17 protein-coding genes are annotated in these 25,913 nt (G+C 75.7%); 7 read left to right on the top strand and 10 right to left on the bottom strand.

Features of this window, described 5'->3' with window-relative positions; translation table 11 throughout:
• Nucleotides 1–33: 33 nt before the first annotated feature.
• From ACFTXQ_RS12555 to ACFTXQ_RS12565, 3 genes are read right to left on the bottom strand one after another with little or no spacing between them, the layout of a single operon-like run.
• Nucleotides 34–1,071: an ABC transporter ATP-binding protein gene (locus ACFTXQ_RS12555; RefSeq protein WP_382639213.1), complete on the bottom strand. Its 1,038-nt coding sequence runs from the start codon at nucleotides 1,069–1,071 to the stop codon at nucleotides 34–36.
• On the bottom strand, nucleotides 1,068–3,803 hold the full coding sequence (locus ACFTXQ_RS12560; RefSeq protein ID WP_382639216.1) for a hypothetical protein: 2,736 nt from the start codon (nucleotides 3,801–3,803) through the stop codon (nucleotides 1,068–1,070). The genes ACFTXQ_RS12555 and ACFTXQ_RS12560 overlap by 4 nt, the downstream gene beginning before the upstream one ends.
• On the bottom strand, nucleotides 3,800–7,117 hold the full coding sequence (locus tag ACFTXQ_RS12565) for an FtsX-like permease family protein (RefSeq protein ID WP_382639218.1): 3,318 nt from the start codon (nucleotides 7,115–7,117) through the stop codon (nucleotides 3,800–3,802). Before ACFTXQ_RS12565 ends, ACFTXQ_RS12560 begins: the two co-directional genes overlap by 4 nt.
• 176 nt (nucleotides 7,118–7,293) lie before the next feature.
• Here ACFTXQ_RS12565 and ACFTXQ_RS12570 point away from each other — a divergent pair, with 176 nt between their 5' ends.
• Both ACFTXQ_RS12570 and ACFTXQ_RS12575 read left to right on the top strand, forming a co-directional pair.
• On the top strand, nucleotides 7,294–8,043 hold the full coding sequence (locus ACFTXQ_RS12570; protein WP_382639221.1) for an ABC transporter ATP-binding protein: 750 nt from the start codon (nucleotides 7,294–7,296) through the stop codon (nucleotides 8,041–8,043).
• Between the two features lie 111 nt (nucleotides 8,044–8,154).
• A complete protein-coding gene (locus ACFTXQ_RS12575; protein WP_382639224.1) occupies nucleotides 8,155–9,066 on the top strand; it encodes a hypothetical protein in 912 nt (303 codons plus the stop codon).
• 18 nt (nucleotides 9,067–9,084) lie between these two features.
• On the opposite strand, the gene ACFTXQ_RS12580 is transcribed toward ACFTXQ_RS12575, so the two are convergent.
• Complete coding sequence (locus tag ACFTXQ_RS12580; RefSeq protein WP_382639226.1) at nucleotides 9,085–11,391, bottom strand: FtsX-like permease family protein; 2,307 nt, start codon at nucleotides 11,389–11,391, stop codon at nucleotides 9,085–9,087.
• The gene (locus ACFTXQ_RS12585; RefSeq protein WP_382639229.1) at nucleotides 11,388–12,098 is read right to left on the bottom strand and encodes an ABC transporter ATP-binding protein; all 711 of its coding nucleotides are present in this window, start codon (nucleotides 12,096–12,098) and stop codon (nucleotides 11,388–11,390) included. The genes ACFTXQ_RS12580 and ACFTXQ_RS12585 overlap by 4 nt, the downstream gene beginning before the upstream one ends.
• A 133-nt stretch (nucleotides 12,099–12,231) precedes the next feature.
• On the opposite strand from ACFTXQ_RS12585, the gene ACFTXQ_RS12590 reads away from it, so the two are divergent.
• Nucleotides 12,232–13,107 (top strand): sensor histidine kinase, encoded by an 876-nt coding sequence (locus ACFTXQ_RS12590; RefSeq protein WP_382639232.1) that lies wholly within the window; start codon nucleotides 12,232–12,234, stop codon nucleotides 13,105–13,107.
• A complete protein-coding gene (locus ACFTXQ_RS12595; protein WP_382639234.1) occupies nucleotides 13,104–13,829 on the top strand; it encodes a response regulator in 726 nt (241 codons plus the stop codon). The genes ACFTXQ_RS12590 and ACFTXQ_RS12595 overlap by 4 nt, the downstream gene beginning before the upstream one ends.
• Here the strand turns inward: ACFTXQ_RS12595 and ACFTXQ_RS12600 are convergent.
• Complete coding sequence (locus ACFTXQ_RS12600; protein ID WP_382639237.1) at nucleotides 13,793–15,418, bottom strand: hypothetical protein; 1,626 nt, start codon at nucleotides 15,416–15,418, stop codon at nucleotides 13,793–13,795. The two genes, ACFTXQ_RS12595 and ACFTXQ_RS12600, sit on opposite strands and share 37 nt — an antisense overlap.
• A complete protein-coding gene (locus tag ACFTXQ_RS12605; protein WP_382639240.1) occupies nucleotides 15,415–16,332 on the bottom strand; it encodes a LysR family transcriptional regulator in 918 nt (305 codons plus the stop codon). Before ACFTXQ_RS12605 ends, ACFTXQ_RS12600 begins: the two co-directional genes overlap by 4 nt.
• A 154-nt stretch (nucleotides 16,333–16,486) precedes the next feature.
• On the opposite strand from ACFTXQ_RS12605, the gene ACFTXQ_RS12610 reads away from it, so the two are divergent.
• Together ACFTXQ_RS12610 and ACFTXQ_RS12615 are read left to right on the top strand one after the other, a co-directional pair.
• Nucleotides 16,487–18,313 carry a serine/threonine-protein kinase gene (locus tag ACFTXQ_RS12610; protein ID WP_382639243.1) on the top strand — a complete coding sequence of 609 codons (1,827 nt, stop codon included), beginning with the start codon at nucleotides 16,487–16,489 and terminating at the stop codon, nucleotides 18,311–18,313.
• Nucleotides 18,314–18,391: 78 nt separating this feature from the next.
• Nucleotides 18,392–19,468 (top strand): DUF2330 domain-containing protein, encoded by a 1,077-nt coding sequence (locus tag ACFTXQ_RS12615; protein ID WP_382639246.1) that lies wholly within the window; start codon nucleotides 18,392–18,394, stop codon nucleotides 19,466–19,468.
• A 7-nt stretch (nucleotides 19,469–19,475) separates the two neighbouring features.
• On the opposite strand, the gene ACFTXQ_RS12620 is transcribed toward ACFTXQ_RS12615, so the two are convergent.
• The 3 genes from ACFTXQ_RS12620 to ACFTXQ_RS12630 all read right to left on the bottom strand — a co-directional run bounded on the left by ACFTXQ_RS12620 (nucleotide 19,476) and on the right by ACFTXQ_RS12630 (nucleotide 23,376).
• The gene (locus tag ACFTXQ_RS12620; RefSeq protein WP_382639249.1) at nucleotides 19,476–21,077 is read right to left on the bottom strand and encodes a carboxylesterase/lipase family protein; all 1,602 of its coding nucleotides are present in this window, start codon (nucleotides 21,075–21,077) and stop codon (nucleotides 19,476–19,478) included.
• A 67-nt stretch (nucleotides 21,078–21,144) separates the two neighbouring features.
• Nucleotides 21,145–22,050, bottom strand: coding sequence for a 5'/3'-nucleotidase SurE (gene surE, locus ACFTXQ_RS12625; protein WP_382639251.1), 906 nt, complete (start codon nucleotides 22,048–22,050; stop codon nucleotides 21,145–21,147).
• 81 nt (nucleotides 22,051–22,131) lie between these two features.
• The gene (locus ACFTXQ_RS12630; RefSeq protein ID WP_382639253.1) at nucleotides 22,132–23,376 is read right to left on the bottom strand and encodes an MFS transporter; all 1,245 of its coding nucleotides are present in this window, start codon (nucleotides 23,374–23,376) and stop codon (nucleotides 22,132–22,134) included.
• Nucleotides 23,377–25,212: 1,836 nt separating this feature from the next.
• On the opposite strand from ACFTXQ_RS12630, the gene ACFTXQ_RS12635 reads away from it, so the two are divergent.
• Nucleotides 25,213–25,896: a phosphatase PAP2 family protein gene (locus ACFTXQ_RS12635; RefSeq protein WP_382639256.1), complete on the top strand. Its 684-nt coding sequence runs from the start codon at nucleotides 25,213–25,215 to the stop codon at nucleotides 25,894–25,896.
• Nucleotides 25,897–25,913 lie beyond the last annotated feature (17 nt).

The raw sequence follows: 25,913 nt of genomic DNA on the forward strand, positions 1-25,913 counted from the left end.
CGGGGCGGGGAAGTGACGGAAGGACTTGCGGGCTCAGGATCCGCCGGACCGCGCGCCGTCCCCTGCGCCGTCCTCTGCGCCCTCCGCCACGACGTTCTCCGTGCCCTTCACGTCGTTCTCCGCGTCGTCGCGCCGGACCTCGATGTGGTCGGCGGCCAGGTCCACCGCGACCCGGTGCTCCATGCCCAGGGCCTCCAGGAACTTGTGCGGGAGCTGGACGCGGCCGGTGCGGTCGAGCATCACGTACTCGCGCTCGCTCACCGACTCCGCGCCGTGCTCGTCGGTGACCGTGCGGCGCAGCACCTCACTGCTCGTGCGGCCGTCGCGGATGGCCACCGTACGGCGGACCTCGCCGGCGACGAGCGGGTCGTGGGTCACGATCACCACGGTCGCGCCCAGCTCCCGGTTCACGGTACGGAAGGCCTCGAAGATCGCGGCGCCGGTCTCCGAGTCCAACTCCCCGGTGGGTTCGTCCGCCAGCAGCACCTGCGGGTCGTTGGCCATGGCCACGGCGATGGCCACCCGCTGCTGCTGACCGCCGGACAGCGCGGCCGGCCGCCGGTCCGCGAGGCCGCCGATCTCCAGGGCCTCCATGAGCTCGGAGACCCGGGCCGCGCGCCGGCCGGCCGCTCCCCTGGAAGCCCGGCCCCTCAGTTGCATGGGCAGCGCGATGTTCTGCGCCGCCGTCAGGAACGGCAGCAGGTTGCGGGCCGTCTGCTGCCATACGAAGCCCACCGCCTCGCGGCGGTAGCGCAGCCGCTCCTTGGCGGACATCTCCAGCAGGTCGTAGCCGCCGACGGTGGCGGTGCCCGCCGTGGGGACGTCCAGACCGGCCAGGATGTTCAGCAGCGTGGACTTCCCACTGCCCGAGGCGCCGACGAGCGCCACCAGATCCCCCTGGGACACGGTCAGTTCGAGCCCCTGCAGGGCCTGCACCTCGACGCCGTCCGCGCTGAAGATGCGCACCAGGCGGTCGCAGACGATGGCCGTGCCCGCCCCCGGCGTACGGGGCTCGGCGGCGGCCAGAGCCTGCCGGCGCAGCTCTTCGAAGGTCGGCTGGTCGGTGTTCACCGCTCGTCTCCCGCTCTCAACTCGGTGGTGATCTGTCGCCTGCCCGCTACCGCCGCCTCCGCGAGCACGACCGCGACGACGAGCGCCGCCAGGCTCAGCGCCTGTGTCAGGACCGGCCGTGCGGCGAGGTCCACACCCGCCGGCACCCGGGCGCCGACCAGGGAGGACAGGTCCACGGCCGGGCCGAGCAGGGCCACCGCGGCCGCCGCGGACAGCGCGCCGCCGACCGCGGCGACCACGGTCTGCGGCAGTGCCTCCGCCAGGATCAGCGCCAGGCCCTGGCGCGGCCGCAGCCCCATCGTGCGCAGCCGGGCCAGCAGCGCGGCCCGTTCGGGCGCGGCCCGCACCAGCGTCAGCAGGACGGCCAGCAGGGCGAATCCGGCGGCCCCCGCGACCGATGCCCAGAACAGGCGCTCGGCCGAGTGCTGGAGCGGGTCGGTGGAAAGGTCCGCCACCGCGGTGGCGCTGGTGCGCACCTGGTACTTGTCGGCGACCCCGGCCGGCAGCGCGGCCCGGACCAGCTCCTTGAGCCGGTCGGCGTCGACCTTCCCGGTGGCGAGCCACCGGTTGGGCAGCGCGGCCTTCGAGGTCAGGGAGATCATCTGCCGGGCGGGCAGGACCAGGGTGGCGCCGCCCCGGTCCGGCAGCGCCGGCGTGCCGTCGACCACGGCCGCCGCCCGGACCTGGAGGTCCTCTCCGCGGACCCGCAGCCGGAAGGGCCGCTCGCCCGGCTCCGCCCCCAGGTCCCCGCTGAACAGCGCGGGAACGGGGTCGTCGAGGCTGCTGCCGCCCCCGGCGAGTACCGCCGGATCGAACCGGCCGCGCCCGACCGTCCGGGCCAGCTCCGCGTACGCGGGCGGATCCACGACGACCACCGTGACCTGCCGCGAGCCGCGGTCGATGCCGAAGATGAAGGCGTCGTCCTCCGTCCAGGCGGTCACCGACGTCCGCACGCCCGGCAGGGCTCCGGCCTCCCGGACCAGCTCGGCCGGAACGGCCTGGTCCCGGGGTGCGGTGATCTGCGCGTCGCCACCGACCGAGCTACGGGCCACCTGCAACCGGTCGGCGTCCACGGACCCCAGCACCGCGGCGCCGAACCCGCCCGTGGTCACCGCCAACAGCAGCGCGACCAGCGGGAGTACGGAAGGCCTTACCCGGACCGACGCACCCCGGGCGGCCCGGGTCAGCCCGAGGAAGCCGATCACGCCGGGGCGCCGCCCGGCCGCCCGCGCCAGCGCCCCCACCACGGCGGGCTGGAGCCGGGCCAGCAGCAGCGCCCCGGACAGCGCCAGCAGCAGCGGGGCCGCCACCAGCAGCGGGTCCAGCCCCGCGGCAGCGGAGACCCCGCGCCGGCGCAGCTCGAACACGGCCGCACCGGTGGCGGCGAGGACGAACAGCTCGGCGACGAGCCGCCGCCGGGGCCGCGACCCGCGCGGCGGCGACAGCAGTACGAAGGCCCGTACGGGGAAGGCCAGCAGGGCGAGCAGGGTCACGGCCGAGGCGGCGGTCAGTGAGGCGGTCAACCGCGGCGACGGCAGCAGCGCCAGGGCGAGCCAGGCGGCGGCGACGGCCGCCGGCAGCACGGTGACCGCGCCCTCGCGGAGCAGCCGCCCGACGATCGAGCGGCGTGATCCGCCGCGTGCCAGCAGCAGCCGCAGCTCGCCCTCGCGCCGGTCGCCCATGAGTGCGGCGGCCAGGCAGAAGACGACGGCGGCGACCCCGGCGACCCCGGCCGGACCGATCGCGGCCAGCGGAGCCGCACCCCGCTGCCGGCCCTGGGCCAGTTCGAACAGCTCGGGCAGCCGGGAGGTGATGCGCAGGTCCGGCCGGTTGACGGCGATGCCCAGCTCGGAGGCGGTGGGGCCGGCGACGAAGGAGGCGATGTCGTGCGCCACGCCCGGCAGTTGGTCCGCGCGCAGCACACCGGTGTCCACCGGCAGCCGCCAGAAGTACTCCGTGCTCTCGCCCCAGGAGTCGAGCCGGGCGACGCTGTCCGCGTCGATGAGCGCGGCGGTGTCCAGGTACGGCCTCGGCGGCGCGGTGGCCGTCACGGTCTGGCAGGCCGTGGTCAGACAGGGCAGGTCGGTCCAGAAGACGTCCTCCGGGTCGGCGTCGTAGATGCCGACGACCTCGGCCCGCGCGGTTCCGGAGATGCTCGCCCTCGTCTCCAGCACCGTGCCCAGCGGGGCCTTGAGCTTCTCGGAGGCCTTGCGCGACAGCGCCACCTGGATCGGGGCGTCGGGGGCCCCGCCGCCCGGCCGGCGGCCGGCGACCAGCGTGGTGTGGGCGGAGGCCTGCGGCAGGTAGACCAGGCCGAGCCGCGGGTCGACGCCCTCCGGCCGGCCCAGGCCCGGGTTGGCCAGATCGCGGGGTTTGACGCTCTGCGCGCCGTGCACGGGGCCGCTCGCGTCGAGGCGGAAGGAGCCGCCGGTGCGCGACAGCAGCGTCTCCAGTACGGAGTCCAGCCGCTGCGGCGTCAGCGCCCCGTTGCGGGAGTACGCCGTGGCGGCCAGGCTCCTCGGACCGGCGCCCTGTTCCCGGAGGAAGGAGCGCAGGGCGTCGTCGGCGCCGCGGTCCACGGCGCGCGGCAGCGCGGCCGCGAGCAGGACGGCGACGAAAGCCAGGGCTGCGGCGAGCAGCGCACTGAGCGGGGCCGCGCGCAGCCGGGTCCGCACCCAGGGCGCGGGCCGGAGGCTGCGGGAGCCGGCAGGTGTGGGGGCCGGGCCGGTCACATGTCCTCCAAGTGCCGCAGCCGGTCTCCGGTGGCCCGGGCGCCGCGGTCGCGGAACCCGCCGACGACGGCCGACAGCAGCGGCACCGCGGCGATCGCGGCGGCCATCAGCAGGGTTTCGGCGGCCGGCAGCTCCACCACGACCTCCGGCACCGGGCGCTTCGCGGCGGGCGTCAGCACCAGCAGCGGAACCACCAGGTGGACGACGGCTGCGCCCAGACCCAGTCCGACGACGGTGCCGAGCCCGACCTGCACACCGCTCTCGGCGGCGGCCGTACGGGTCAGCTTCCGCCGGGTCGCGCCCAGGGCCAGCAGCACCGCGAACTCGGCTCCCCGCTCCCGTGCGGCCGCCGCCGCGGCGGCCCCGAAGCCGATCGCCGCCAGCAGCGCGCAGACCACCGCCAGGGCGGCGAGGGCGCTCTGCGGGCCCGCGCTCAGCGGATCGTCCAGCAGCCCGGCGGCCACCTCCTCGCGCAGCTCCACCTGCTGGGACCCGGACCCGGCGCGCAGTTCGGCGGCCGCGCGGGCCGGCACGGGGTCGTCGGCGGAGGCGGCCGGCAGCCACCACTCGGTGGGCGGGGGCAGTTCGCGTCCGGTGTCGGCGGCCAGCAGCCGGCCGGCGGCGGCCAGGTCGACGGCCAGCGCGGTGTCCCCGGCGACCGGCAGCGAGTCCACGGCCGCGGTGATCCGTACCCGTGCGGTGGTGCTGCCCAGCGGTACGGGCACCAGGTCGCCGACCTTCGCGCCGACCGCGCCGAGGTAGCCGCGGGTGGCGACTGCGGGTATCTCGGACGGGGGCGCCTGCCCGGCGAGCACCGCGAGCTGGACCCCGCCGACGGGCTGCCTGCCCCCCTGGAGCCGCACCCGGAGCAGGGCCGCTCCGTCCGCGCCGTCGGGCGCGGCGGGCAGGACCTCACCGGCGGGCACGCTGCCGCTGTCCGCCGGGCCCCGCAGCACCCAGCCGGGCGCGGGCGAGGTCACGGGAGCGGCGGCCCGGCCGGGCTCCTCGGCGACGGCGATCCGGCGCACCGCCACCTCGCCGGGGCCCTCGGAGACGGCGGGCCGGCCGATCCCGCCCGGCCCGCCGGCACCCGAGGGGTCCATGCCGTACGAGAGCACGAACCCGGAGACGCCCAGCGGCGCGGCGGCGGATCCGAGCGGGGCCCCGGTGAGCGCGTCGACGTCCACCGAGACGGTGGCGTCCCCGGACCGGGGCAGTTGCAGCATCGGCGACCGGAAGGTCTGGCCGAAGCGGTCGCGCAGCAGCAGCCCGAGGCCGGGAGCGCCGCCGGGGACGTTCCGTACGCTCACGTCGAGGTCGATCCGCCGCGGCTTCCCGGGCAGTTCGACGCCGGCGTCGCCGGGGGCACGGCCCGCGGCGAGCGGGGCGAACAGCTCGCGCACGGGGCGGTCGTCCCGCAGGTCGGCGCGGAGCGGCACCCGTTCGGCCACGCCGGCGGCGTCCAGGGCGAGCAGCTGTCCGGTCCGTCCGCCCGGCAGCCCCTGCGTCGTGCGGATCACCGGAATCACCCGGTCGCCGCCGGGCAGCGAGGCGTAGCGGCCGTTGCGGCCGGGCGGGGCCAGGTCGCTGCCGGAGATCCGCAGGCCGCCGGCGGTGGCGAAGTCGGCCTGGTCGCGCTGCGAGGCGGCCCACGCCGTGTGCTGCCCGAGCGCCAGCACCCCGCTGGACACGGCGAGGACGAGCAGCAGCACCGGCCCGGTGGCCCGGCCCGGGCGGCGGGCGAGCTGCCAGCCGACGAGCGCGGGACCGAGCCCGCGCCCGCGCGCGGCCAGCCGACCGCCCAGCCGCGCCGCGAACGGCAGCAGCCGCAGCACCAGCAGCGTGCCCGCGCACAGCGCCAGGGTCGGCGCGGCCACCAGCACGGGGTCGACGCCGAGCCCGCCCGCGCCGGCGGCCCCGTCGAGTGCGGCTCCGTCGCCGCTGTACTGCGCGAGCTGCTGGTACGCGAGGACGGCCAGCGCCACCAGCGCCAGGTCCGCGCCCGACCGGGCGGCGCCCGCGACCACGGCCTGGCGGCGGCCGCCGCGCCGCAGGGCGGCCGCTCCCGCGCCGCGCAGCACGGCCGGCAGCGAGGTCAGCAGGACACAGCCGAGCGCGCACGCCGCCGCGACCGGCCACAACAGCCAGGTCCCCGAGGTGTTCAGCGGCACCTTCGAGAGCGGGCCGAAGCCGCTGAGCAGCTCCAGCAGGAGCGGTGCCAGCAGCGGCGACAGGAGTGCGGCCGGCAGGGTGAGCAGAAGCGACCCGGCCGTGCCGAGGACGCCGAGCCGCATCCGGGACGCGCCGCGCGCGGTGAGCAGGACGCGCTCGGGCTCCTGGCGGTCCGTCAGCAGATGTGCCACCAGCAGCAGGGCGGCCGCGGCGAGGACGGCGAGCTGGAGCGCGCCGACCAGCAGTGTGGACCGGGCGACGAGCCCGCCGGAGCGCACTTCGCCGAGCAGTTCGGGGAGTTCGGTGCGGACCTGGAACCCGGCCGGTGCCTTGAGACCGGCCGAGTGCGCGGCGGCCACCAGTCCGGCCGCGCGGCCGCGGACGGCCTCGGCCTCGGCGGCGTGCACGGCGGCGAAGTCGGGGCTCAGCAGCGAGGCACGGCTGTTCTGCGGCAGCCCGCCCGAGGTGAAGGCGGTGTCGTCGACGAGCAGCGGGCCGTACGTGCTGAAGCTGCCGACCTGGAGCTCCCGTCCGCCGAGCGGATCCAGCCGCCAGTACGGGGACTCCGGATCGGCCGCCCGGTACACGCCGGTGACCAGCACGGTCAGCGGGGCACCCCCGTACCGGTCGTCCAGGCGCACCTCGGCCGGCAGCGCGGTCTCGGCCAGCCCCAGACGGGTCAGCGCGGCCCGGGGTACCGCCGCCGGCAGCGGCGCGCCGGCCGGACCGGCGGCCGCCTGCGGCCACTGGCCCGCGAGGAGCCGTACGTGCTTGCGGTCGAAGGCGGCCAGCAGGGTCAGGTCCGCGTCCTTGCCCGGCGTACGGGCGCCCGGCAGCCCGTAGGAGTGACTGCGGGCCACGCTCTCGACGCCGAACGGCAGTTGCCCGAACAGCTCGCCGGCGAAGCCCCGTACGGTCGTGTCGTCCCCGTCGCGGGCGGCCGCCGGGTGCTCGGCGGTGACCAGGACGGTGGCCCTGGTCCGGCCGGGACCCTGGAGCGCCTGGCGCAGCCCGGCCTCGCTCACGTCCCGCGTGAAGGCGAACAGCGCCGTCAGTACGGTCGTGGTGATCAGCACGGTGAGCAACACGGCGGCGGCGAGCGGCAATCGCCCGCGCAGCCGGCGCACGACGAAGCCGAGCATGTGCTGTGTACCTCCCCCGTTCCGGACCATCGGTACCGGATAGCGGACGATGCTGTCAGATTCGAACGCACAGGGGAAGGCACTTGCGTGAAGGACGCGGCGGATGAGCAAATTCGAAAAGGGGCGCGCCCGGCGGCCCCGCCCGGCCGGTCCGGGCTTCGAGGGGGAGACCAACGATGACGCAGCACCCGAGCGGTACGGACGCGCCGCCCATGGTCGTGGTGGACGACGTCCACCGGAGTTTCGGCAGCGGCCCCCGGACCGTGCACGCGCTGCGGGGGGTCTCCTTCGAGGTGCGCCGCGGTGAACTCCTCGCCCTCAAGGGGCGGTCCGGTTCGGGCAAGACCACCCTGCTCAACCTGGTCGGCGGCCTCGACGCCCCGACCTCCGGATCGGTCACCCTCGACGGCACCGACCTGGCGGGCCTCGACGAAGCCGGGCTCCTCGCACTGCGCCGCGACCGGATCGGCTTCGTGTTCCAGTCCTTCGGCCTGATACCCGTCCTGACGGCCGCCGAGAACGTCGGGGTCCCCATGCGGCTGCGGAAGGTCCCCGCCGAGCAGCGCGAGGAACGCGCCCGCACCCTCCTCGCCCTGGTGGGCCTGGCCGAACACGCCGCCCAGCGCCCCGGTGAACTCTCCGGCGGCCAGCAGCAGCGGGTCGCCGTGGCCCGCGCCCTGGCCAACGAACCCGACCTCATCATCGCCGACGAACCGACCGGCCAGCTCGACTCCGAGACGGGCCGCTCCATCATGCGGCTGCTGCGCGCGGTGGTCCGCAGCGAAGGCGTCACGGCCCTGGTCGCCACCCACGACCCGGCCCTCATCGAACTGGCCGACCGGGTCGTGGAAGTGCGCGACGGCCGCGTCGTGGACGAGCAGGACGTGCGGCAGCCGGGCCGGGCGGAGCAGGCCGCCGCCCGCTGAACCGGCGGCCGCACCGGCACGGACCCCGATGGTCCGCGCCGTTCACCCGCGCGTGCCGTGTCGCCGGTCCGCTGCGGCGATCGCGCGCGACGATGACGGAGAGTGGGCCGCGTGGATGTGGACGAGGTCATCGACGCCCTGTACGCGCTGTCCCCGGCGCGGTTCACGGCCGCCCGGGACGAGGCCGCGGCGCGCGCGAAAAAGGCCGGGGACGCGGAGGCGGGAAAGCGGATCGCGGGGCTGCGGCGTCCCACGCTGGCGGCCTGGACGTCGAACACGCTGGTACGGGCCAAGCAGGAGGAGGTCGAGCAGTTCCGCCAGCTCGGCCAGGCACTGAGGGCGGCGCACCGGTCCCTGGACGGGGACCAGTTGCGCGCCCTGTCCCACCAGCAGCACGTGGTCATCGGGGCCCTGGCCCGGGAGGCGCAGCGGCTGGCCGACGAGGCCGGCACTCCGGTCTCCGACACCGTGCTGCGCGAGGTCGGACAGATCCTCTACGCCGCCCTCGCCGATCCCGACGCGGCCGAGGCCTGGGCCTCCGGGCGCCTCGCGAAGGCCCCGGCGCTGGTGACGGAGTTCCCGGACCTCGACCCGGAGGCCGTGCCGCCCGCACCGCAGGCCCCACCGCCGGCAGAGCGGCCCGCGCCCGCCAAGCGGAGGCCCCGGAAGCCCGAGGAGCCCGAGCCGGCCGAGCGGCGGCCCGACCGCCGGGTGGAGGCGGCCCGCGCCGCCGCCCAGGACGCGGAATGGGCCGCGACGGCCCGAGAGGACGAGCTGCGCCTGGCCGAGGAGGCACGGCGCCGGACCGTCGAGACGGCCGCGGCCGCCGACACCGAACTGGAACGCGCCCAGGCCGCCCGGGACCGCGCGTACGCCGACCTGGCCGAGGCCGAGGAACGGCACCGCGAGGCCGGCAGGACGGCCGCCGCGGCCCGGCGCGCCGCGAAGGCCGCCGAGCGCCGACTGCTGGCCCTGACCCGCACCGAGCCCGGCGGGACCGGAGAAGGCGGCGAGGACGGCTGACGGGCCGTCCGGCCGCGCCTATTCGGTGTGCAGCACCGAGGCGATCGTCATCCGCGCCGCAGACCGCGCCGGAACCAGCGCACCGAGCACGGCGATCGCCACACCCGCCAGCAGCATCGCGGCCAGCTCCGGCACGTGCCACACGTCCTTCATGGACTCGGGGAACTCGAGCACCCCGACGTTGTCCACGACCAGCCGGTGCGCCAGCATCCCCAGCGGGATCCCCAGCAGCCCGCCGGCCACCCCGAGCCCGGCCACCGAGGTCACCGTCATGACCACCACCTGGCGGGGCGTCATCCCGATGGACTTGAGCATGCCCAGGTCCCGGCGGCGCTCGCGGGTGTTCAGCAGGACGGTGTTGAAGACGCCCAGCGAGGCGACCAGGGTCAGCAGCACCGTGAACACCGTGGAGAAGGTGACGACGGTGACGGTGGCGGCGTTCCCCCCGCCCCCGACCGTCGTCGACAGCCCGGGGTCGGCCGCCTCGACCGCCACGGCGTAGGCGTCCGCGTCGGCGCCGGGGGAGAGGCGCACGTAGTACTCGATGGCGCGGGAGCCCGGTGCCAGCCGCTCGAACGTCTCCCAGGTGGCGTCCAGGGCCCGCGGGTTGCCGTCGACCAGCTTGCCGACGACGGTCGTGGAGGCCTGCCTGCCGTCCAGCTCCAGGGTGACCCGGTCACCGATCCTCAGCCCGCGCTGGGCGAGGAACGACGGCCCGGCCGCGATCTCGCCCACCGCGTGCGGCAGGCGGCCCTCGACGATCTCGTAGGCGTACGAGGAGTCGTTGCCGCGGTAGAAGTTGGCGAAGGCGGGCTGGGCCTGCCCGGTGATGCTCACCTCGGCCAGCCCACGGGCCCGTACGTGCTCCGTGCCGGGCAGGGACCGCAGCCGCTCCTCGACCTGCGCGTCACCGAGCAGGGGAAGGGGCCGGCCGCCCTGCGCGTCCGCGTGCACCAGGACCCGGGCACCGCCGTCGCCCCGTCCGGCCTCGCCCAACGCGAGCATCGTGCTGGTCAGCCCGGTCGACAGCGTCACCGTGGTCACCCCCAGGACGATCGCCGCCATGGTCAGCAGCGTGCGTGCCGGACGGGCGAACGGCTGGCCCAGACCCAGGCTGACGGGCCGCGGCAGTTCGGTGAAGCCGAGGATGCGCTGGACGCGCAGCCCGCGCCCGGTGCGCGGCGCACCGCCCGCGCTGATCGCCCGTGCGGCCGGCAGCCGGTGCGCCCGCAGCGCGGGGACCAGGGCGGCGAGCAGGACGAGGGCGGGCATGCCCAGCAGGCAGACGGCGTACACCCACGCGGGGACGGTGCCGACGGAGGCCCGGCCCGTCTCGATGCCCGCGAACGAGACCTTGAGGACGGGCCCGGCCAGCGCCCTGCCCAGCAGGGTGCCGAGGACGCCGCCGACGATCGCGGGCACGGACATCATCGTCAGGTAGACGGCGACCACCTGGTTGGGGGTGAAGCCCAGCGCCTTGAGGACGCCGATGTGCCGGTACCCCGAGACGACCGCCCCGCTGACCACGTTCCCGACGATCAGGGTGGAGACCAGGAGGCCGAGAACGCCGAAGAGCGACATGAAGGGGAGATAGGCGTCGGCCAGCGCCGAGAAGGCCTCCTTGAGGGTGAGGTAGGTCTGGGTGTTGGTCAGTGGTTCCCCGGGCAGCTCCGCCGTCGCCCGGGCGAGCCCCGCGCGCAGCTGCGCGTCGGTGGAGGAGTCGGTGAAGCGGTAGAGCATCTGGGCGGAGGCCGGGTGCAGTGCGGCCACTTGCCCCGGCGTGACCCAGGCGCCCGCGGACTTGCTCATGCTGGTGGCGAATCCGACGACGGTCAGGGGCGGGGCGCCGGGCACCGGGAGCCGGGTGCCGAGCAGTTCCGCGTTGGGGGAGCCGTCGAAGGCCCAGTTCACGACGATCTCACCGGGAGCCGTGGCCCAGCGCCCCCGCAGGATCTCGACACGGTCGACGGAGCCCGCCGGATCGTCCCGGCCCACCACCACGAGGGAGCCGCCGGGCGAGCCGAGCCAGCCCTCGGGCATCGCGACGACGGCCTGCGCGAACGGCCCGGCGGCGGCCTCCACGCCCGGCCGCCGGGCGGTCCGCGCCAGCTGGTCCTCCGAGACCTTCGCGGTGTCGAAGGACGCCACCACGTGCGCCCCGCGCTGGGCGGCGTACGCCGTGTCGAACGGCCCCGAAGCGGCGGCGAGCAGCCCCAGCGCGAGCAGCACGGTCGTGGTGGAGCACAGGACGACCAGCCCGATGACGAACGTCTGGACCCGGCGGCGCTTCACGGCCGCGCGCGAGGCCCTCCACACGGCGCTCACGCGGTCGCCTCCAGGGCGCTCTCGCGGGCCACCCGGCCGTCGGCCATCTCGACCAGACGGCTCGCGCAACGCGTGGCCAGGTGCCGGTCGTGGGTGACGATCAGCAGGGTCTGCCCGATCTGGTTGAGGTCGATCAGCAGGTCCATCACCTGCTCGCCCGAGCGGCTGTCGAGGGCGCCCGTCGGTTCGTCCGCCAGCAGCAGGGCGGGGCGGTTCATCAACGCCCGTGCCACGGCGACCCGTTGGCGTTCACCGCCGCTGAGCGTCGCCGGATAGCTGTTGCGGCGGTCGGCCACGCCCAGCTCGTCGAGGAGCTCCAGGGCGCGGCGGCGTGCCTGCCGGGACGAGGTGCCGGTCAACTGGGCGGCGAGCGCCACGTTGTCGAGGGCCGGCAGATCGTCGATGAGGTTGAAGAACTGGAAGACCATGCCGACGTTCCGGCGCCGGAAGAGCGCCAGCCCCGTTTCGCCGAGCCCGCCCAGGTCCTGGCCGTGCACCTCGACCAGGCCGGAGGTCGGCCGGTCCAGACCGGCCACCATGTTCAGGAGGGTGGACTTGCCGCAGCCCGAGGGGCCCATCACGGCGACCGCCTCGCCGGCCCGGATCTCCAGCGACAGCCCGGCCAGGGCCTTCGTGTCGCCGTACTCCTTGTCGACGCTCTCCAGCCGCACCACCGGATGTCCCGCACTTCCGCGATCAGTTGTCATGGCCCGAACCTAAGACGGCGGCCGGGGGCCCTGCGTCAGCCCCCGGATGTAAACGTCCGGGCAGGTCATCCCGGGGATGTACGCGGCCCGTCCGGCAGAATGACATCCAGGCACAGGGCGTGGGGAGTTGAAGGTGGCGCTGATCATCGCGGTGGCCGCCGCGTGCGTGGCGGCGGCCGTGGCGGGCGGGCTGGGCGTGGCCCTGCTGCGCGCCCGGCGCGGGCACCGGGCGGCGCTGGAGGAGCGCGGCTGGCTGCTGGAACGGGAGCGCGAGAGCGCGGCCCGCACCGCCGTCGACGCCGAACGGGCCAGGATCGCGGCCGAACTCCACGACATCGTCAGCCACAACGTGAGCCTGATGGTCGTCCAGGCGGGCGCGGCCCGTGAGGTGCTCCGCACCATGCCGGAGGAGGCCGCGGCGGCGATGGGCGCCGTGGAGAAGGCCGGACGGACCACGATGACCGAACTGAGGCACCTGCTGGGACTGTTGGCGCCCGCGCAGGACGGCAGCGAGGAGCCGCACGCGGCGGCCACGGAGCCGCAGCCGAGTCTGGCCCGGCTCGGCCCGCTGATCGACAGGTTCGCCTTCGCCGGCCTGCCGGTGGAGGTACGCGTATCGGGGGACCCGCGGCCGCTGCCGGGCGGGATCGACGTCACGGCGTACCGGATCATTCAGGAGGCGCTGACCAACGCGCTCAAGCACGCAGACGGGGGCAAGGTGGAGGTGACCGTGCGGTACGCGGAACACGCGCTGCGGGTGGAGGTCCTCAACAGCGGGCCGAGCGTGCTCGCCGTTCCGGCTCCGCCGGGAGAACGCCCGGCCCGGCCGGCGTGTGCGCAGGGGGCGCTGGACGTGCCGCCGGCGGCACCGGTCAAGGCGGCCGGTGCAGGGCGGGGGCTGCTCGGGCTGCGGGAGCGCGTCGCCGTCTACGGGGGCGACTTCGACGCGCGCCGCCGGCTCGGCGGCGGCTACCGCGTGCGGGCCCGCCTCCCCTTGGACCGACCGTGACCGCCGCCGCTCCCGACCCGGCAGCCGAGCCGGCGCCCGCGGCAGCGCACGCGCCGCGGGTGGTGATCGCCGACGACCAGGAACTCGTCCGCACCGGGTTCCGGATGATCCTCACCGCCCGTGGGATCGACGTGGTCGGCGTCGCCGCCGACGGCGCGGAGGCCGTCGCCGAAGTACGCCGGCTGCGCCCCGACGTGGTCCTGCTCGACATCCGGATGCCGAACATGGACGGCCTGGAGGCCGCCCGCCGCATCCTCGTCGAGGTCCCCGACTGCCGGGTGATCATGCTGACCACCTTCGACCTCGACAGCTACGTCTACGCCGCCCTCGCCGCCGGGGCCAGCGGCTTCCTGCTCAAGGACGTGACCCCCGAGCACCTCGCCAACGCCGTCCGGCTCGTCGGCACCGGCGACGCCCTGCTCGCACCCTCCATCACCCGCCGCCTGGTGGAGCGCTGCGCCCCGGGCGCCGCCGGGCCCGACCGCCTCGCCACGGCCACCACCCACCGGGAGCTCGCCGCGCTGACCCCGCGCGAGCGCGAGGTGCTCACCCTGATGGGCCACGGCCGCTCCAACGCCGAGCTGGCGCGGGAGCTGACCCTCAGCGAGGCCACCGTGAAGACCCATGTGGCCCGGATCTTCGCGAAGTTGTCGCTCCGCGACCGCGCCCAGGCCGTGGTCCTCGCCTACGAGACGGGCCTGGTGACCCCGGGCTCCGGATAGCGGGCGAGAAGCTCCTCCATCACGGCCACCGGCAGCGCCGGGTTGCCGGCCGCGGCCTCGGCGAGCCCCTCGTCGCCGCCGTCCAGCAGCTCCACGAGGAGCGCGGGCGGCAGCGCCGGGTGGGCGGCGGCGAGCGGTCCCGCCTTGGGGTCGGCCAGACAGGGGCGCAGCGCCTCGGCCGTCGCGTGCGGATGGGCGGCAATCGCCCGCAGGACCTTGCGTACGGGCGGCTCCCGGCGGGCGAGTTCCTCCAGCAGCGCACCCGGCGCGTCCGGGTTGGCGGCCACCCGGGCCACGACCCGCCCCCCGTGGGCGGCCACCATCGAGCGCAGCCGCTCCTCGGGCAGGCCGGGGTGCGGGGCGACGGACGCGACCACCGCCGCGTCCGGATCCGCGGCCAGTGCGTCGCGCACCCCCGGCGGCAGATCGCGCCGCTGGGCCGCGAGCATCCGTACGGCCGCGTGCGGCGACGCGGCCGCCCCGGCGAGCTCGTCGGCGCCGGCCGCGGCGATCCTGGGCAGCAGCACCGGGCCGATGCGGGTGCTCCGGGCCAGCCCGGCCAGTACGTCGAGCGGCAGGCCCGGGTGGTGGGCGAGGGCGCGGCGGACCTCGTGCGAGGGGTCGGCGGCGAGCGCGCGGACGAGGGCCTCGCCGATCGCGGCATTCCCGGCGACCGCCTCCCGGACACCCGGCACGGCATCCTCCGCGAGCCGGCCGTACACCTCCTGCGGCAGGTCGGACCGCTCGGCCAGCGCCCACCGCACGAACATCGAGGGATCACCGGCGAGGGAGGCCGCGGCGGCGGGCGGCGCCGACGGGTTGCGGGCCGCCCGCTCCCGGGTCTCCGCGACGGTGGAGCCGTGCGTACCGTCACAGGCGGCGCCGGGACGCAGCTCGCAGTCCGGATCCGGGCAGTACGGGTGATGGGTGAACGGGACGCCCTTGACGTCGCAGACCAGGCAGGACACGGCCGGGTCGAGCCCCTCCCCGGTGATCAGGGCGGCCAGCGCGGCGGGCGACACGGCCTCGTTGAGGGCGGCCGAGTAGCGGACCTCCGCGTGCGGATGGCGGGCGAGCCGGTCGGCGACGGCCTCCGCCGTGGTCCACAGGGCGAGTTCCGCCACCACGCCCGTGTCCCGGTCGTCGGCGAGGGCCTGCGCCACCTCCGGCGGCAGCCCGGGGCAGGAGGCCAGCCGCCACCGCACGCCCGGGTCGGGATGCGCGGCCAGGAGGCGGGCCCAGTCGGGCCGGTCCGCTCCGGCGTCGAGCAGCGCGACGGCGACCACCGGCCACGCCGCGGGGTCGACGTCGTCGGGGTCGAGCTGCCCGCCGTACGCCAGTTGGACCCCGGTGGCCTCGTTCCGCGCGGCGAGCACGCGCGCCAGGGCGCGCCCGAGATCGGCGCGGCCGGTCAGGGCGAGGACGAGCTCCTCGGTGCCGGTGCCGGTGCCGGTGCCGGTGTCGGCGTCGGCGTCGAATGGTCCGGAGGCCGGCTCCGGCGCCTCGGCCACCGCCAGGGCCACCAGCCGGTCGAGGAGCGCGGGCGGCAGCGCCGGGTTGGCGGCGAGCCCGTACAGGCGGCGGTTCACGGGCGGACTCCGTCCCCCGCCGAAGCGGCGGCAGCGGTCAGGGCGCCGGCCAGGGCACCGGCGTACGGATGGGGGCGGCGCCGGCGCGGGGTGACGACCCCGATGTGCCGGGCGGGGCGCGGCGGTTCGACGCGGACCACGACGAGCCCGGGTGCGGGGGCCAGCGACACGTGCGGCACCAACGAGACCCCGACACCGGCCGCGACCAGCGTCTGCGCGAAGAAGTAGTCGGTGGTGGACGCCCCGACCAGGAGGTCGAAACCGGCGAGGTCCGCGTAACGGCGCAGGAAGGCCTCCGTCTTGAGGCAGCCGAGCACCCAGCGGTCGGCGGAGAGCTCGCCCAAGCCGATCGAGGACCGCCCCGCGAGCCGGTGCCCGCCCGGCAGGACCACCCACAGCGGATCCTCCATCAGCGCGACCCAGTCGAGCCCCGGACGCCCGCCCGGCGGCACCGGCGGCGGCCCGTCGAAGTGGTACGTCAGCGCGAGGTCGGCCGCGCCGCCGCGCACCATCGGTACGGCGGCCTCGGGCTCGGCCTCCAGCACCGTCAGCTCCACTTCGGGATGCGCGGCCACGAACCGGGACAGCGCCCCGGGCAGCAGGTACCGGCCCCCGCTGGTGAAGGTCGCGACGGTCAGGCGGGGCCGCGGCGCGGTGAGCCGGTCGATCTCCCGCCGGACCTGGTCCAGTTCGGCGGAAATCGTCTCCGCCGCCTCCACCAGCAGCCGCCCGGGCTCGGTCAGGGTGACCCCGCGGGTACTGCGCACCGCCACCGGGTGGCCCAGCGTGCGCTCCAGCGAGGCGATGTGCTGGGAGACGGCCGACGGGGTCAGGAGCAGGGCTCCGGCCGCCCTGTTGAAGCTGCCGTGCTCGGCCACGGCACGCAGGATGCGCAGCCGCTGCACGTCGATCATCGGATGTCCTTCATGCGCGTTCAGTGGATCACCGTTTCCGCTGGGGACCCTACAGCGGCGGGGCCGAAGTGGCGGACGCCCGTGTAAGACCCGCCCCGGGGCGTTGGGTAGGGTGCCGGTCGTCGGGGAAGATCAGCGTGGGAGACATGAGTTGATGAGTGGTCAGCAGCCGGGCCGGAGCGGTACGCAGCAGGTTTTCCAGCCGCTCGCGGCGGACGACCCGACCACCATCGCCGGCTACCGGCTGGCCGCCAAGCTCGGCGCGGGCGGCATGGGCAAGGTGTACCTGTCGTACACCCCCGGCGGCCGGCCCGTCGCGATCAAGGTGATCCGCCCCGAGTTCGGTGAAGACGCCGAGTTCCGCCGCCGGTTCGCCCAGGAAGTGCAGTCCGCCCAGCGGGTGCAGGGCCTGTTCACCGCCCCCGTCATCGACGCCGACACCGAGGGCGCCCAGCCCTGGCTGGCCACCGCCTACGTGCCCGGGCCCTCGCTCGCCGACGCGGTCGTCGCCCACGGGGCGCTGCCGGTCGAGGCGGTGCTGCTGCTGATCGCCGGCATGGCGGAGGCCCTGCACGTCATCCACGGCGCGGGCATCGTGCACCGCGACCTCAAGCCGTCCAACGTGCTGCTCGCCGCGGACGGGCCCCGCGTCATCGACTTCGGCATCGCCTACGCCGCCGACGCGACCTCGCTCACCGGCAGCGGAGTGACCATCGGCACGCCCTCGTTCATGGCCCCCGAGCAGGCGGCCGGGCGCAAGGTCACCCCGGCCACCGACATCTTCGCGCTCGGCCAGGTCGCGGCGTACGCGGCGACGGGCACCCCGGCGTTCGGCGAGGGCACCTCGCACGGGGTGCTGTACCGGATCGTGCACGAGGAGCCCGACCTCTCCGGCGTCCCCGAGCGGCTGAAGGAGCTGGTGACCCGCTGCCTCGCCAAGGACCCCGGGGCCAGGCCGACCATCGCCGAGATCATCACGCTGTGCCAGACCGCCAACGCGGAGACGGTGCTGCGCCGCCCGGAGGACTGGCTGCCGGGCTCGGTCGCCGCCGACATCACGGTGCGCGCGGCCGCCCCCGCCCCGGTCCAGACCCCGCCGCCCCCGGCGACGGCGCCGGCCGTGGCCGCGGCCTATTCGCCCACCACGCCGGCGGCACCGGCCACCCCGCCGCCGGGCTTCGGGCCGCCGGTGCCGCAGCAGCCCGTACAACAGCCGGTGCCGCAGCAGCAGCCCGTGAACCCGTACCCCGCGCCGCAGGCCCACACCCACGCCTACGCGCCGACCCGGTTCCCGGCGCACCCGCACCCGCAGTCGCACCCGCAGCCCTACCCCGGAGCGCCGGCGCCCGCGCCCCGGAAGAGCGGCGGCAAGCGGGGCGTGCTGATCGCCTTGGCGGCCGCGGTGATCTTCGCCGTCGCGGGCAGCGCCACCGCGTACGTGCTACAGACGGACGACGGGCAGAAGGCGAAGGGCAGCGCCGGCTCCGCGCAGGGCTCGGACCAGGCCAAGGGCAACGACCAGGCGCCCGGCGGCGGCACCGCGTCGGGCTCCTCCAAGCCGAGCGCCAAGGCCGACCCGAAGCCGGCCGACTTCAAGGGGATCAACCTCACCGCCGGCTACCACCTGACCCTCGGGGACGACGACGTCCGGCCCCAGCAGGGCGAGGACGGCGGGTACGAACTCTCCTACGACACCGGCGGATACCTCGACGCGGAAACCTCCGACGGCAACATGGTGCTGCTCGACCCAGGGCAGGAGGGCACCCTCGCCGTCTGCCGCGCCGAGACCCGGTTCGCCAAGAACATCTATCTGACCAAGCTCGCGAAGGGCCGCCAGATCTGCGTCATCACGGGCACCGGGCACATGGGCCTGGTGACCGTGCAGGGGTTCTCGCCCGAGGGCTCGCCCAGCAAGTACATGACGCTGGACGTGACGGTCTGGCGCAACGCCGTCAGCACCGGCTCCGGCTCGCGCGGCTGACTCCGGCCCCGCGGACCGGGGCACGCGGACGCCGCCCGGAACCGGATCTCCCGGGCGGTCGTCTGAGACCCCGTGTGGATGAAACGAAGAATCGCCGTACTGCTGTGCGCCCTGCTCGCGACCCAGGTCGGCGCGCTCGTCAACCCCGCCTACGCGTGCGGCTGCGGGGCGATGGTCCCCGACGGACAGTCCCGGATCGGAGTCGACCGCGAGACCTCCGTCGTGCGCTGGGACGGCCGTACGGAACAGATCGTCATGCGGTTCACCGTCGGCGGTGACGCCCACCGGGCCGCGTGGATCATGCCGGTGCCGGGCCGGGCCACGGTGGAGCTCGGCGACGCCGGCATGTTCGGTGAACTCGCCTGGCTGACCCGGCCCGAGCGCAGGACGCGCAGCCACTTCTGGCCGCGCGGAGGCGACTGGCCCTTCGCCTCGGGCACGGGCGACGGCGCCGGAGCCGCCCCGCCCGGCAGCGCCGACCAGGGCGTCGGGGTCGTCGGCCGCGAGCAGCTCGGCGACTTCGACGTCGCACGGCTCACCGCCACCGACCCCGACGCCCTGAAGAACTGGCTCGAGTCCAACGGGTTCAAGCTCCCCGACCGGCTCGCCACCGAGGTAAAGCCGTACGTCGACCAGAAGTGGGAGTACGTGGCCGTACGGCTGGCCCCGCGACAGCAGGGCAGGGTGCTCCGGGGCGACCTCGACCCGCTGAGGATCCGCTTCGAGAGCCCGCGGCTGGTCTACCCCATGCGGCTCTCCCGGATGGCGCGCACCCCGCAGTCCCTCGGCCTGTACGTGCTGGCCGACCACCGCATGGAGCCCGGCTCCACGATCGGCGGAGCCGCCCCCGAGGTGACCTTCGCCGGCACGGTCACCCCGAAGGGCGGACCGCTCGCCGAACTCGCCGGGGGCGGACCGGTGTTCCTGACCGCCATCGACCAGCAGTTCCCGGAGCCGGGCCGCATCGACGGCGACCACGAGCTGCGCGCGACCGCCAAGGACACCCCGTACCGCAGGGCCGTCTACCGCGACAAGCTCCTCACCGTGGGCGACGGCATCCCGGTCTGGCTCCTGACGGTCTCCGCCGCCCTCATCGCGATGGCGGCATCGGCGGTCGTGGTGCTCCGCCGCCGACGCCGCCGGACCACCGCCTAGCGGACGGCTACACCGCCCGGGACCGCCAGAACGCGCACTGGTGCTCCTCCCCGAACGACGAACTCGGCCGCGTCGCCGTCGGGTTGAGGGTCAGGACCGTGCCGTCGCCGACGCCGGCCCGGGGCCACCCGGGCTGGTCCGGCACGGCAGGGGCACCGAACCGGGCGAAGGCGCCCCAGTAGCGCTTCATCCGGGTGGCCAGCGCGACCTGGACCGGAGTCAGCGGCCGCTCGCCCATGGTGAAGTCGTGGAGGTACGCCAGCTCCGCGCTGTGCGCGTTCGACTCGTCCAGGCCCGGCACCTGCGCGCCCGCCAGCGTCGGCGAATCCGGATCGTCGAACTCGTAGGCGTACGTCGGCACTTGGGGAGCGAACAGCTGAGCCGTCCACGCGGTGTGGCAGGCGAACGTCGAGTCGGTCATGACGGCGGACAGGGCCAGGTACGGCGAGCCGTGGGCGGCGACGGGATAGCGGGCGAGCACCTCCGCGCCCGCGTCCCCGTACTGCGCCGTCACCTGTGCGGCGTACTGCTCCGCCGACAGGTGCGGCTGGGTCAGCGCGACGAAGAAGCGGGACTCGGAGCGGGTGCTCCCGATCATGACCGGCACCTTGTTCCACGCCCCGCTCGCGATCGCCCGCGCCGGGTCCACCGGCACCAGGCCGTCACCGGACGCCGGACCCGAGGTGGGCAGCGTACGGGCGGCCTCGACCAGAGCCGGTCCCGGGACGCCGCGCAGGCACGCGGCGACGCCGGCCGGACCGGCGCACCCCGCCCGCGAGGCGAAGGCCCGCGCCTCGGCTTCGGCCCGCGCGGGGTCGGGCGTACGCAGCAGGGTGCACGGACCGCTCTGCAGCACGGCCCGGTGGAACAGCCCGGCGGCGGACGGCGCGGCCAGCAGCGCGCACACGGAACCGCTGCCCGCCGACTGGCCGGAGATGGTGACGCTGCCCGGATCGCCGCCGAACGCGCCGATGTTCTCCCGCGTCCAGCGCAAGGCCGCGACCTGGTCCATCAGGCCGAAGGACCCGGAGCGAAGGCCGTTCTCCCCGGCCAGTTCGGGCAGCCCCAGATAACCGAGCTGCCCCAGGCGGTAGTTGATGCTGACCACGACGGTCTGGGTGAGGTCCGCCATCGTGCGCCCGCCGAACTGCGTGCCCGTCCCCTGGCTGTACGCACCCCCGTGCATCCACACGATCACGGGAAGCCGGGAGCCGGGGCGGGCCGTCCGCGGCCGGTACACGTCCAGGTACAGGCAGTCCTCGCTGACGGCCTGCGGATCACGCAGCCCGAACGGCGAGAACTGCAGACACGCGGGGGCCTGCCGGACGGCCTCCCGCACCCCGGTCCACCGGGGCGGCGGCTGGGGCGCCCGCAGCCGCGCGTCCCCGACCGGGGGAGCGGCGTAGGGGACCCCGAGGAAATCCTGGGCCCCGTCGTGCGCCTGCCCGCGCAGGACGCCCTGCGCGAGGGCGGCCACCGGGCGCGACGCTCCCTCCCCTGCCTCCGCTGCCGCCGCCGGCGGTGCCACCACGGCGACCAGGGCCGCCAGCGCAAGAGCCGTACCGATCAGGGGCCTTGCCGAACCCGACCGCTTTCCGGGCCACTTCATCCGTCCTCCTGGGCATGACCGAAGGCCGGGGGCGGATGCTGCGCCCCCGGCCGTCCGATGGGTGGATTTACGGGCGCAGGCCCGAGACCAGGCCGGTGATCAGGGCCTGGTCGGCCGGGCCGGTGTTCCAGTCGGCGTTCATCGGGCTGACGGCGATCCGGCCGGCGCTCACGGCCTCGACGTCACCGCCCTTGACCGCCGGCTGCAGCGCCACCTTCACCGAGACCTTCCACGTGCCGTCACCGGCGTCGGTGAAGTCGGGCTGGAGGAAGTTCTGCGGATCCTGGAAGGTCGCGGCCACACCGGCGGCCGCGCCCTTGCCGTCCGCGCCGACGACGGGATGGTTGACGTTGAGGCCCACACCCTCGGGCAGCAGCCGCCCCGACCGGGCGCGCGCCCGCAGCCGGTCGATCAGCCGGACGGCGAAGTCCAGGGTGGGGTCCATCGCGTTGATCGTCGTGACCGGATCGGGCGCGCTCAGCCCGCCGGTGCTCAGCGCGATGGCCGGCACTCCGGACTCCAGCGCGGCGACGGCGCCGCCGACCGTACCGGAGTGGGTGGCGAGCCCGGCGACGTTCGGGCCGAAGTTGGTGCCGGAGACCACCAGGTCGGGGGCCTGGCCGGCGAAGACCTCGGCCAGGCCGAAGGCGACGGAGTCGCCCGGGGTGCCGTCCACGGCCCAGACCTTGGGCTCGGGGTGCTTCACCGTGATCGAGGGCGCGCTCATCATCTTCGTACCCGTGCCGCTCTGGTTGGTGAGCGGGGCGACGATCGTGACGTCGTGCCCGGCGGCGGTCAGCCGGTCGAAAGCCTTCCGGATGCCCGGCGCGTTGTAGCCGTCGTCGTTGGTGAGCAGGATCCGCAGCGGGCCCGCGGGCGCGGTCTGCGGTGTGGCGGCGGCGGGCGCCGTGCCGGCGAGGGCGGGTGCGCACAGCACCAGGGCGGCCAGCGGCAGGACTCGCTTGCGTCTCACAGAGGCTCCATTCAGAGGGGTCGGGAGGGTGGGAAGGACGACCCGGCGGGCGCGCGACCCTCGGCACGCGCCCGCCGGAGCTCAGCGCACGCTGCGGATCGGGAGGATGGCGAGCGCGCCGATGAGGGAGAGGGCCCCGCCGACGAGGAAGAGCGGGGTGTAGCCGCCCAGGCCGGTCACGACGGCCGAGGCGACGAAGGGGGCGATGACCTGCGGTCCGGCGTTGGCGATGTTGAGGACGCCCATGTCGCGGGCCGCGTCCTCGGCCCGGGGGAGGACCAGGGTGACGAGCGCGGTGTCGACGGCCATGAAGCAGCCGAAGGCGAGGCCGTTGAGCGCGCTGAAGACGAGCATGCCGGTCCAGGTCGGGCTGACGACGGGGACGACCATGACGAGCCCGGCGAGCGCGGCCGAGACGCCGACGAACACCTTGCGGCGGTCCCACCGGTCGGACAGCAGGCCGCCCAGCAGGGTGGAGACGGCCATCGCCACCATGGACACCGGGGTGAGCACGGCCATCGCTGCGGGCGGGGTCAGTCCGGCGGGCAGCGCGATGTGGTCGTCGAGGATGTACAGCTGGTAGCCCACCACCGAGAAGTAGCCGAGGACCATCAGAGCCCGCCCGATGAAGGCCCACCGGAAGTCGTGGTTCGCCAACGCCGAGAGGAAGGCGGCGAGTTGCCCGCCCTTGGGCCGCTCGGACACGACGGACTCGCGCGGGACGTCCCGGCAGAAGGCGGTGAGCAGTACGGCGGCCAGGGCGATGATCGCGCCGAAGACGAGATAGCCGGAGCGCAGGTGCTCCGAGGTCCGGGAGGCGATGAGCACACCGGCCGTACCGCCGATGGGCAGGCCGAGCCCCACCAGGGCGGAGGCGGTACCCCGGCGGGCGGCGGGGATGCGGTCGGGCACGATGGCGGTGACCGCGGCCTGGTAGATGTTCATCGTCGCCTGGACCAGGCACCAGCCGATGCCGACGAGCAGCGCGGTACCGACACTGCCGAGCACGGCCAGGCCCGCGAGCGAGCCGAGGGCTCCGCCGAGGATCCAGGGGCTGCGGCGCCCACTGCGGTCGGAGAGGGCGCCGGCGACCGGATTGAAGGCGGTCGCGAAGACCGCGCTGATACCGCCGATCAGGCCGAGGACGGCGACCTTGCGGACGGGGTCGATGGCGGCTATCTGCAGCGGCAACAGGACGGAACCCACGCCCATGTAGACGGCCATCATCGCGGAGTTGGCGAAGAGCAGCAGGGGCAACAGCCCCCGGTGGCGGGACGGTTCGGGAACCGCGGGAACGGGCGGATCGACGGTTTCGGGCAGGGCCATGACGACTCCTCGGGGGACCGAGCGGGAGGGGAGGCGAGGCGGCAGTGCAGGGCCGGGCGGGCTGTTACACGTGTCACCACCGGCGTTGGGACACTGTGTAGCACCCATTCGCTCCCCCCGCTAGGCCCTGCGGCGGCTCCTTGCGCAGATCGTGACCAGCGGTGCGATGACGTGTAACCACACTTCCCGGCCACTGAATGCCAGAAAACCGTCTTGCCCTTGTGGCGACCGTCACGCATCAGCCATACTCCGTGCCGCACCGCCCCCCGGCCTCACCCGCCGACGAGGCCGAAGGGTCGGGGCCGGGCCCCGCGCCTCGCCGGCGAGGCTGAGGGCCGGGGCTCGGCCCCGCACCTCGCGCCTCAATCGCCAACGAGGTTGCGGGGTGCGGAGCCTGGCCCTGCACCCCCAGGCACTGACGAGGCTGGGGTGGCGAGGCCGCGCGATCGAAGCGGAACACCGCCGGGGTCGGGTGTGTGCCGGGGCGCCCCCGCAGGGCGCCGAACGCTGTACCGCATCACTGTCCGACCCCTTGCCACGTTCGGCGCCCGAGGAGGTGCCCCGGCGCGCGCCCGACCCCGGCGCCCCCGGCGCCCGATCCGGGAGACCGATCAGCCCGTCGCCCCCGGTTACCCCCGGGCGGCCGAGCGGGGGTAGCGGTCAGCCCGTCGCCCCCGGCCCCCCGGGCACCCGAGCCGGGGACCGGTCGGCCCGGTGCTCCCGGTTACCCCCGGGCGGCCGAGCGGAGGACCGGACAGTCCGTCGCCCCCGGCCCACCCCGGGCGGCCGTGCCGGGACCGGTCGGCCCGGTGCCCCCGGCCCACCCCGGGCGGCCGTGCCGGGACCCGTCGGCCCGGTGCCCCCGGCTACCCCGGGCGGCCGTGCCGGGACCGGTCGGCCCGGTGCCCCCGGTTACCCCGGGCGGCCGCGCGGGGACCCGTCGGCCCAGCGCTCCCGGCTACCCCGGGCGCCCGAGCCGGGACCGGTCGGCCCGGCGCTCCCGGTTACCCCGGGGTGCTTCCGTCAGGGGCCAGTCGGCCCGGCGTACCCCCGGCTACCCGGGATGCCGCTCCGGGGCCAGTCGGCCCGGCGCCCCGGCTACCCCGGGTGGCTGAGCCAGGACCAGTCGCCCCGGAGCCCCGGTTACCCCGGGGTTGGCCGCCGGGGGGCCACTCGGCCCGGTGCCCCCGTTTATCCCGGGTGGCCGCGCCAGGACCAGTCGGCCCGGTGCCCCCGGCCACCCCGGGGTGGCTGCGCCAGGGCCGGGCAGCCCGGTCACCCCAGGCCGCCCGGGGCCAGTCGGCGCGGCTGGGACTGTCCGACCCCAGGCCGCGCGGGGCGGCCGAGTTGCTCGTGACCGTCCCACACCACCCGCTCCCGCACCTGCCCCCGCGCTGCTCCATCTCCCGCCCAGCACCTGTCAACCTTTCCCCCGCTCCCACCCCTCCCCGCACCCAATCCGGCATCTGCTCCCACCCCCGCCCCACCACCTGCCCGCCCTGCCCCCGCTAGAGCACCTCCGTCCCAGCTCCGCACCCCGCACAGTCCCTGTCTCCGCACGGGCCCCGCACCGGCGGCCCCCGCCCCCGCTCGGCCCCCGCTTCGCCATCCGCCCCCGCCCTGCCCCGCTAGAGCACCTCCGTCCCTGCTCCGCACCCCGCACAGTCCCTGTCTCCGCACGGGCCCCGCCCCGGCACGGGCCCCGCCCCGGCCCGGGGCCCCGGTCCTGCCCAGCCCCGCCGGGGCCCGGCCCGGGCCCCGCTTCGCCATCCGCCCCGCCCCCCGTCCGTCCCCATCCCCGCCGCCCCCGCCCCGGGGCGCCCCGAAAGGCTCGCCATGCCGCCGACACCCCGGCATTCCCTCCCGGCCCCTCCGCCCCGCCACGCGCTCGCCTCCGGCCTCGCCCTCCTCCTCACCTCGCTCCTCGTGGCGCTATGGCTCCGCACCACCCCCCGCCCCGTCTTCCAGGACCTGGACGACAACTGGGCCGCCTCCGTGAACGCCTCCTCCGCCGGCGGAGGCGGCGACACCTGGGCCATCGTGCTGGACCGCCTCGGCGGCCCGTTCGGGCTGGTGCTGCCGCTAGCGCTGGTCGGCTGCCTCTGCGTCTACGGCCGCTGGCGCTCCGCCCTCTTCGTCTTCGCCGCCGCCGTCGGGGCCAACGTCCTGGTGGTCCTTCCCCTCAAGGCGCTCGCGGGCCGGCCGCGGCCGCCGCACCCGGGGGTCCTGGTCAACGACGGCTCGTACCCCTCGGGTCAGGTGTTCAGCGCCGTCGTCCTCGTGATCGCGGTCGCCGTGGTCGTGTTCCCGCCGCGTGCGCGCCGCTGGTGGTGGCCGGCCGGTGTCGCGTACGTCCTCGCCATGATGGCCAGCCGGACCTGGCTGCACGCCCAGTGGCTCACCGACACCTTCGCGGGAGTCCTGCTCGGCGTGGGGACCGCCCTCCTCCTGTGGCGGGCCTTCGAGCCACTGCTGCGCACGGAGGCCGAGCGCATGGCCTCGGACAGCCTGTGGCTCTAGCCATATTCCGGAAAATT

The sequence above is a fragment of the Streptomyces sp. NPDC057010 genome (assembly GCF_042673805.1).
GTDB lineage: Bacteria > Actinomycetota > Actinomycetes > Streptomycetales > Streptomycetaceae > Streptomyces.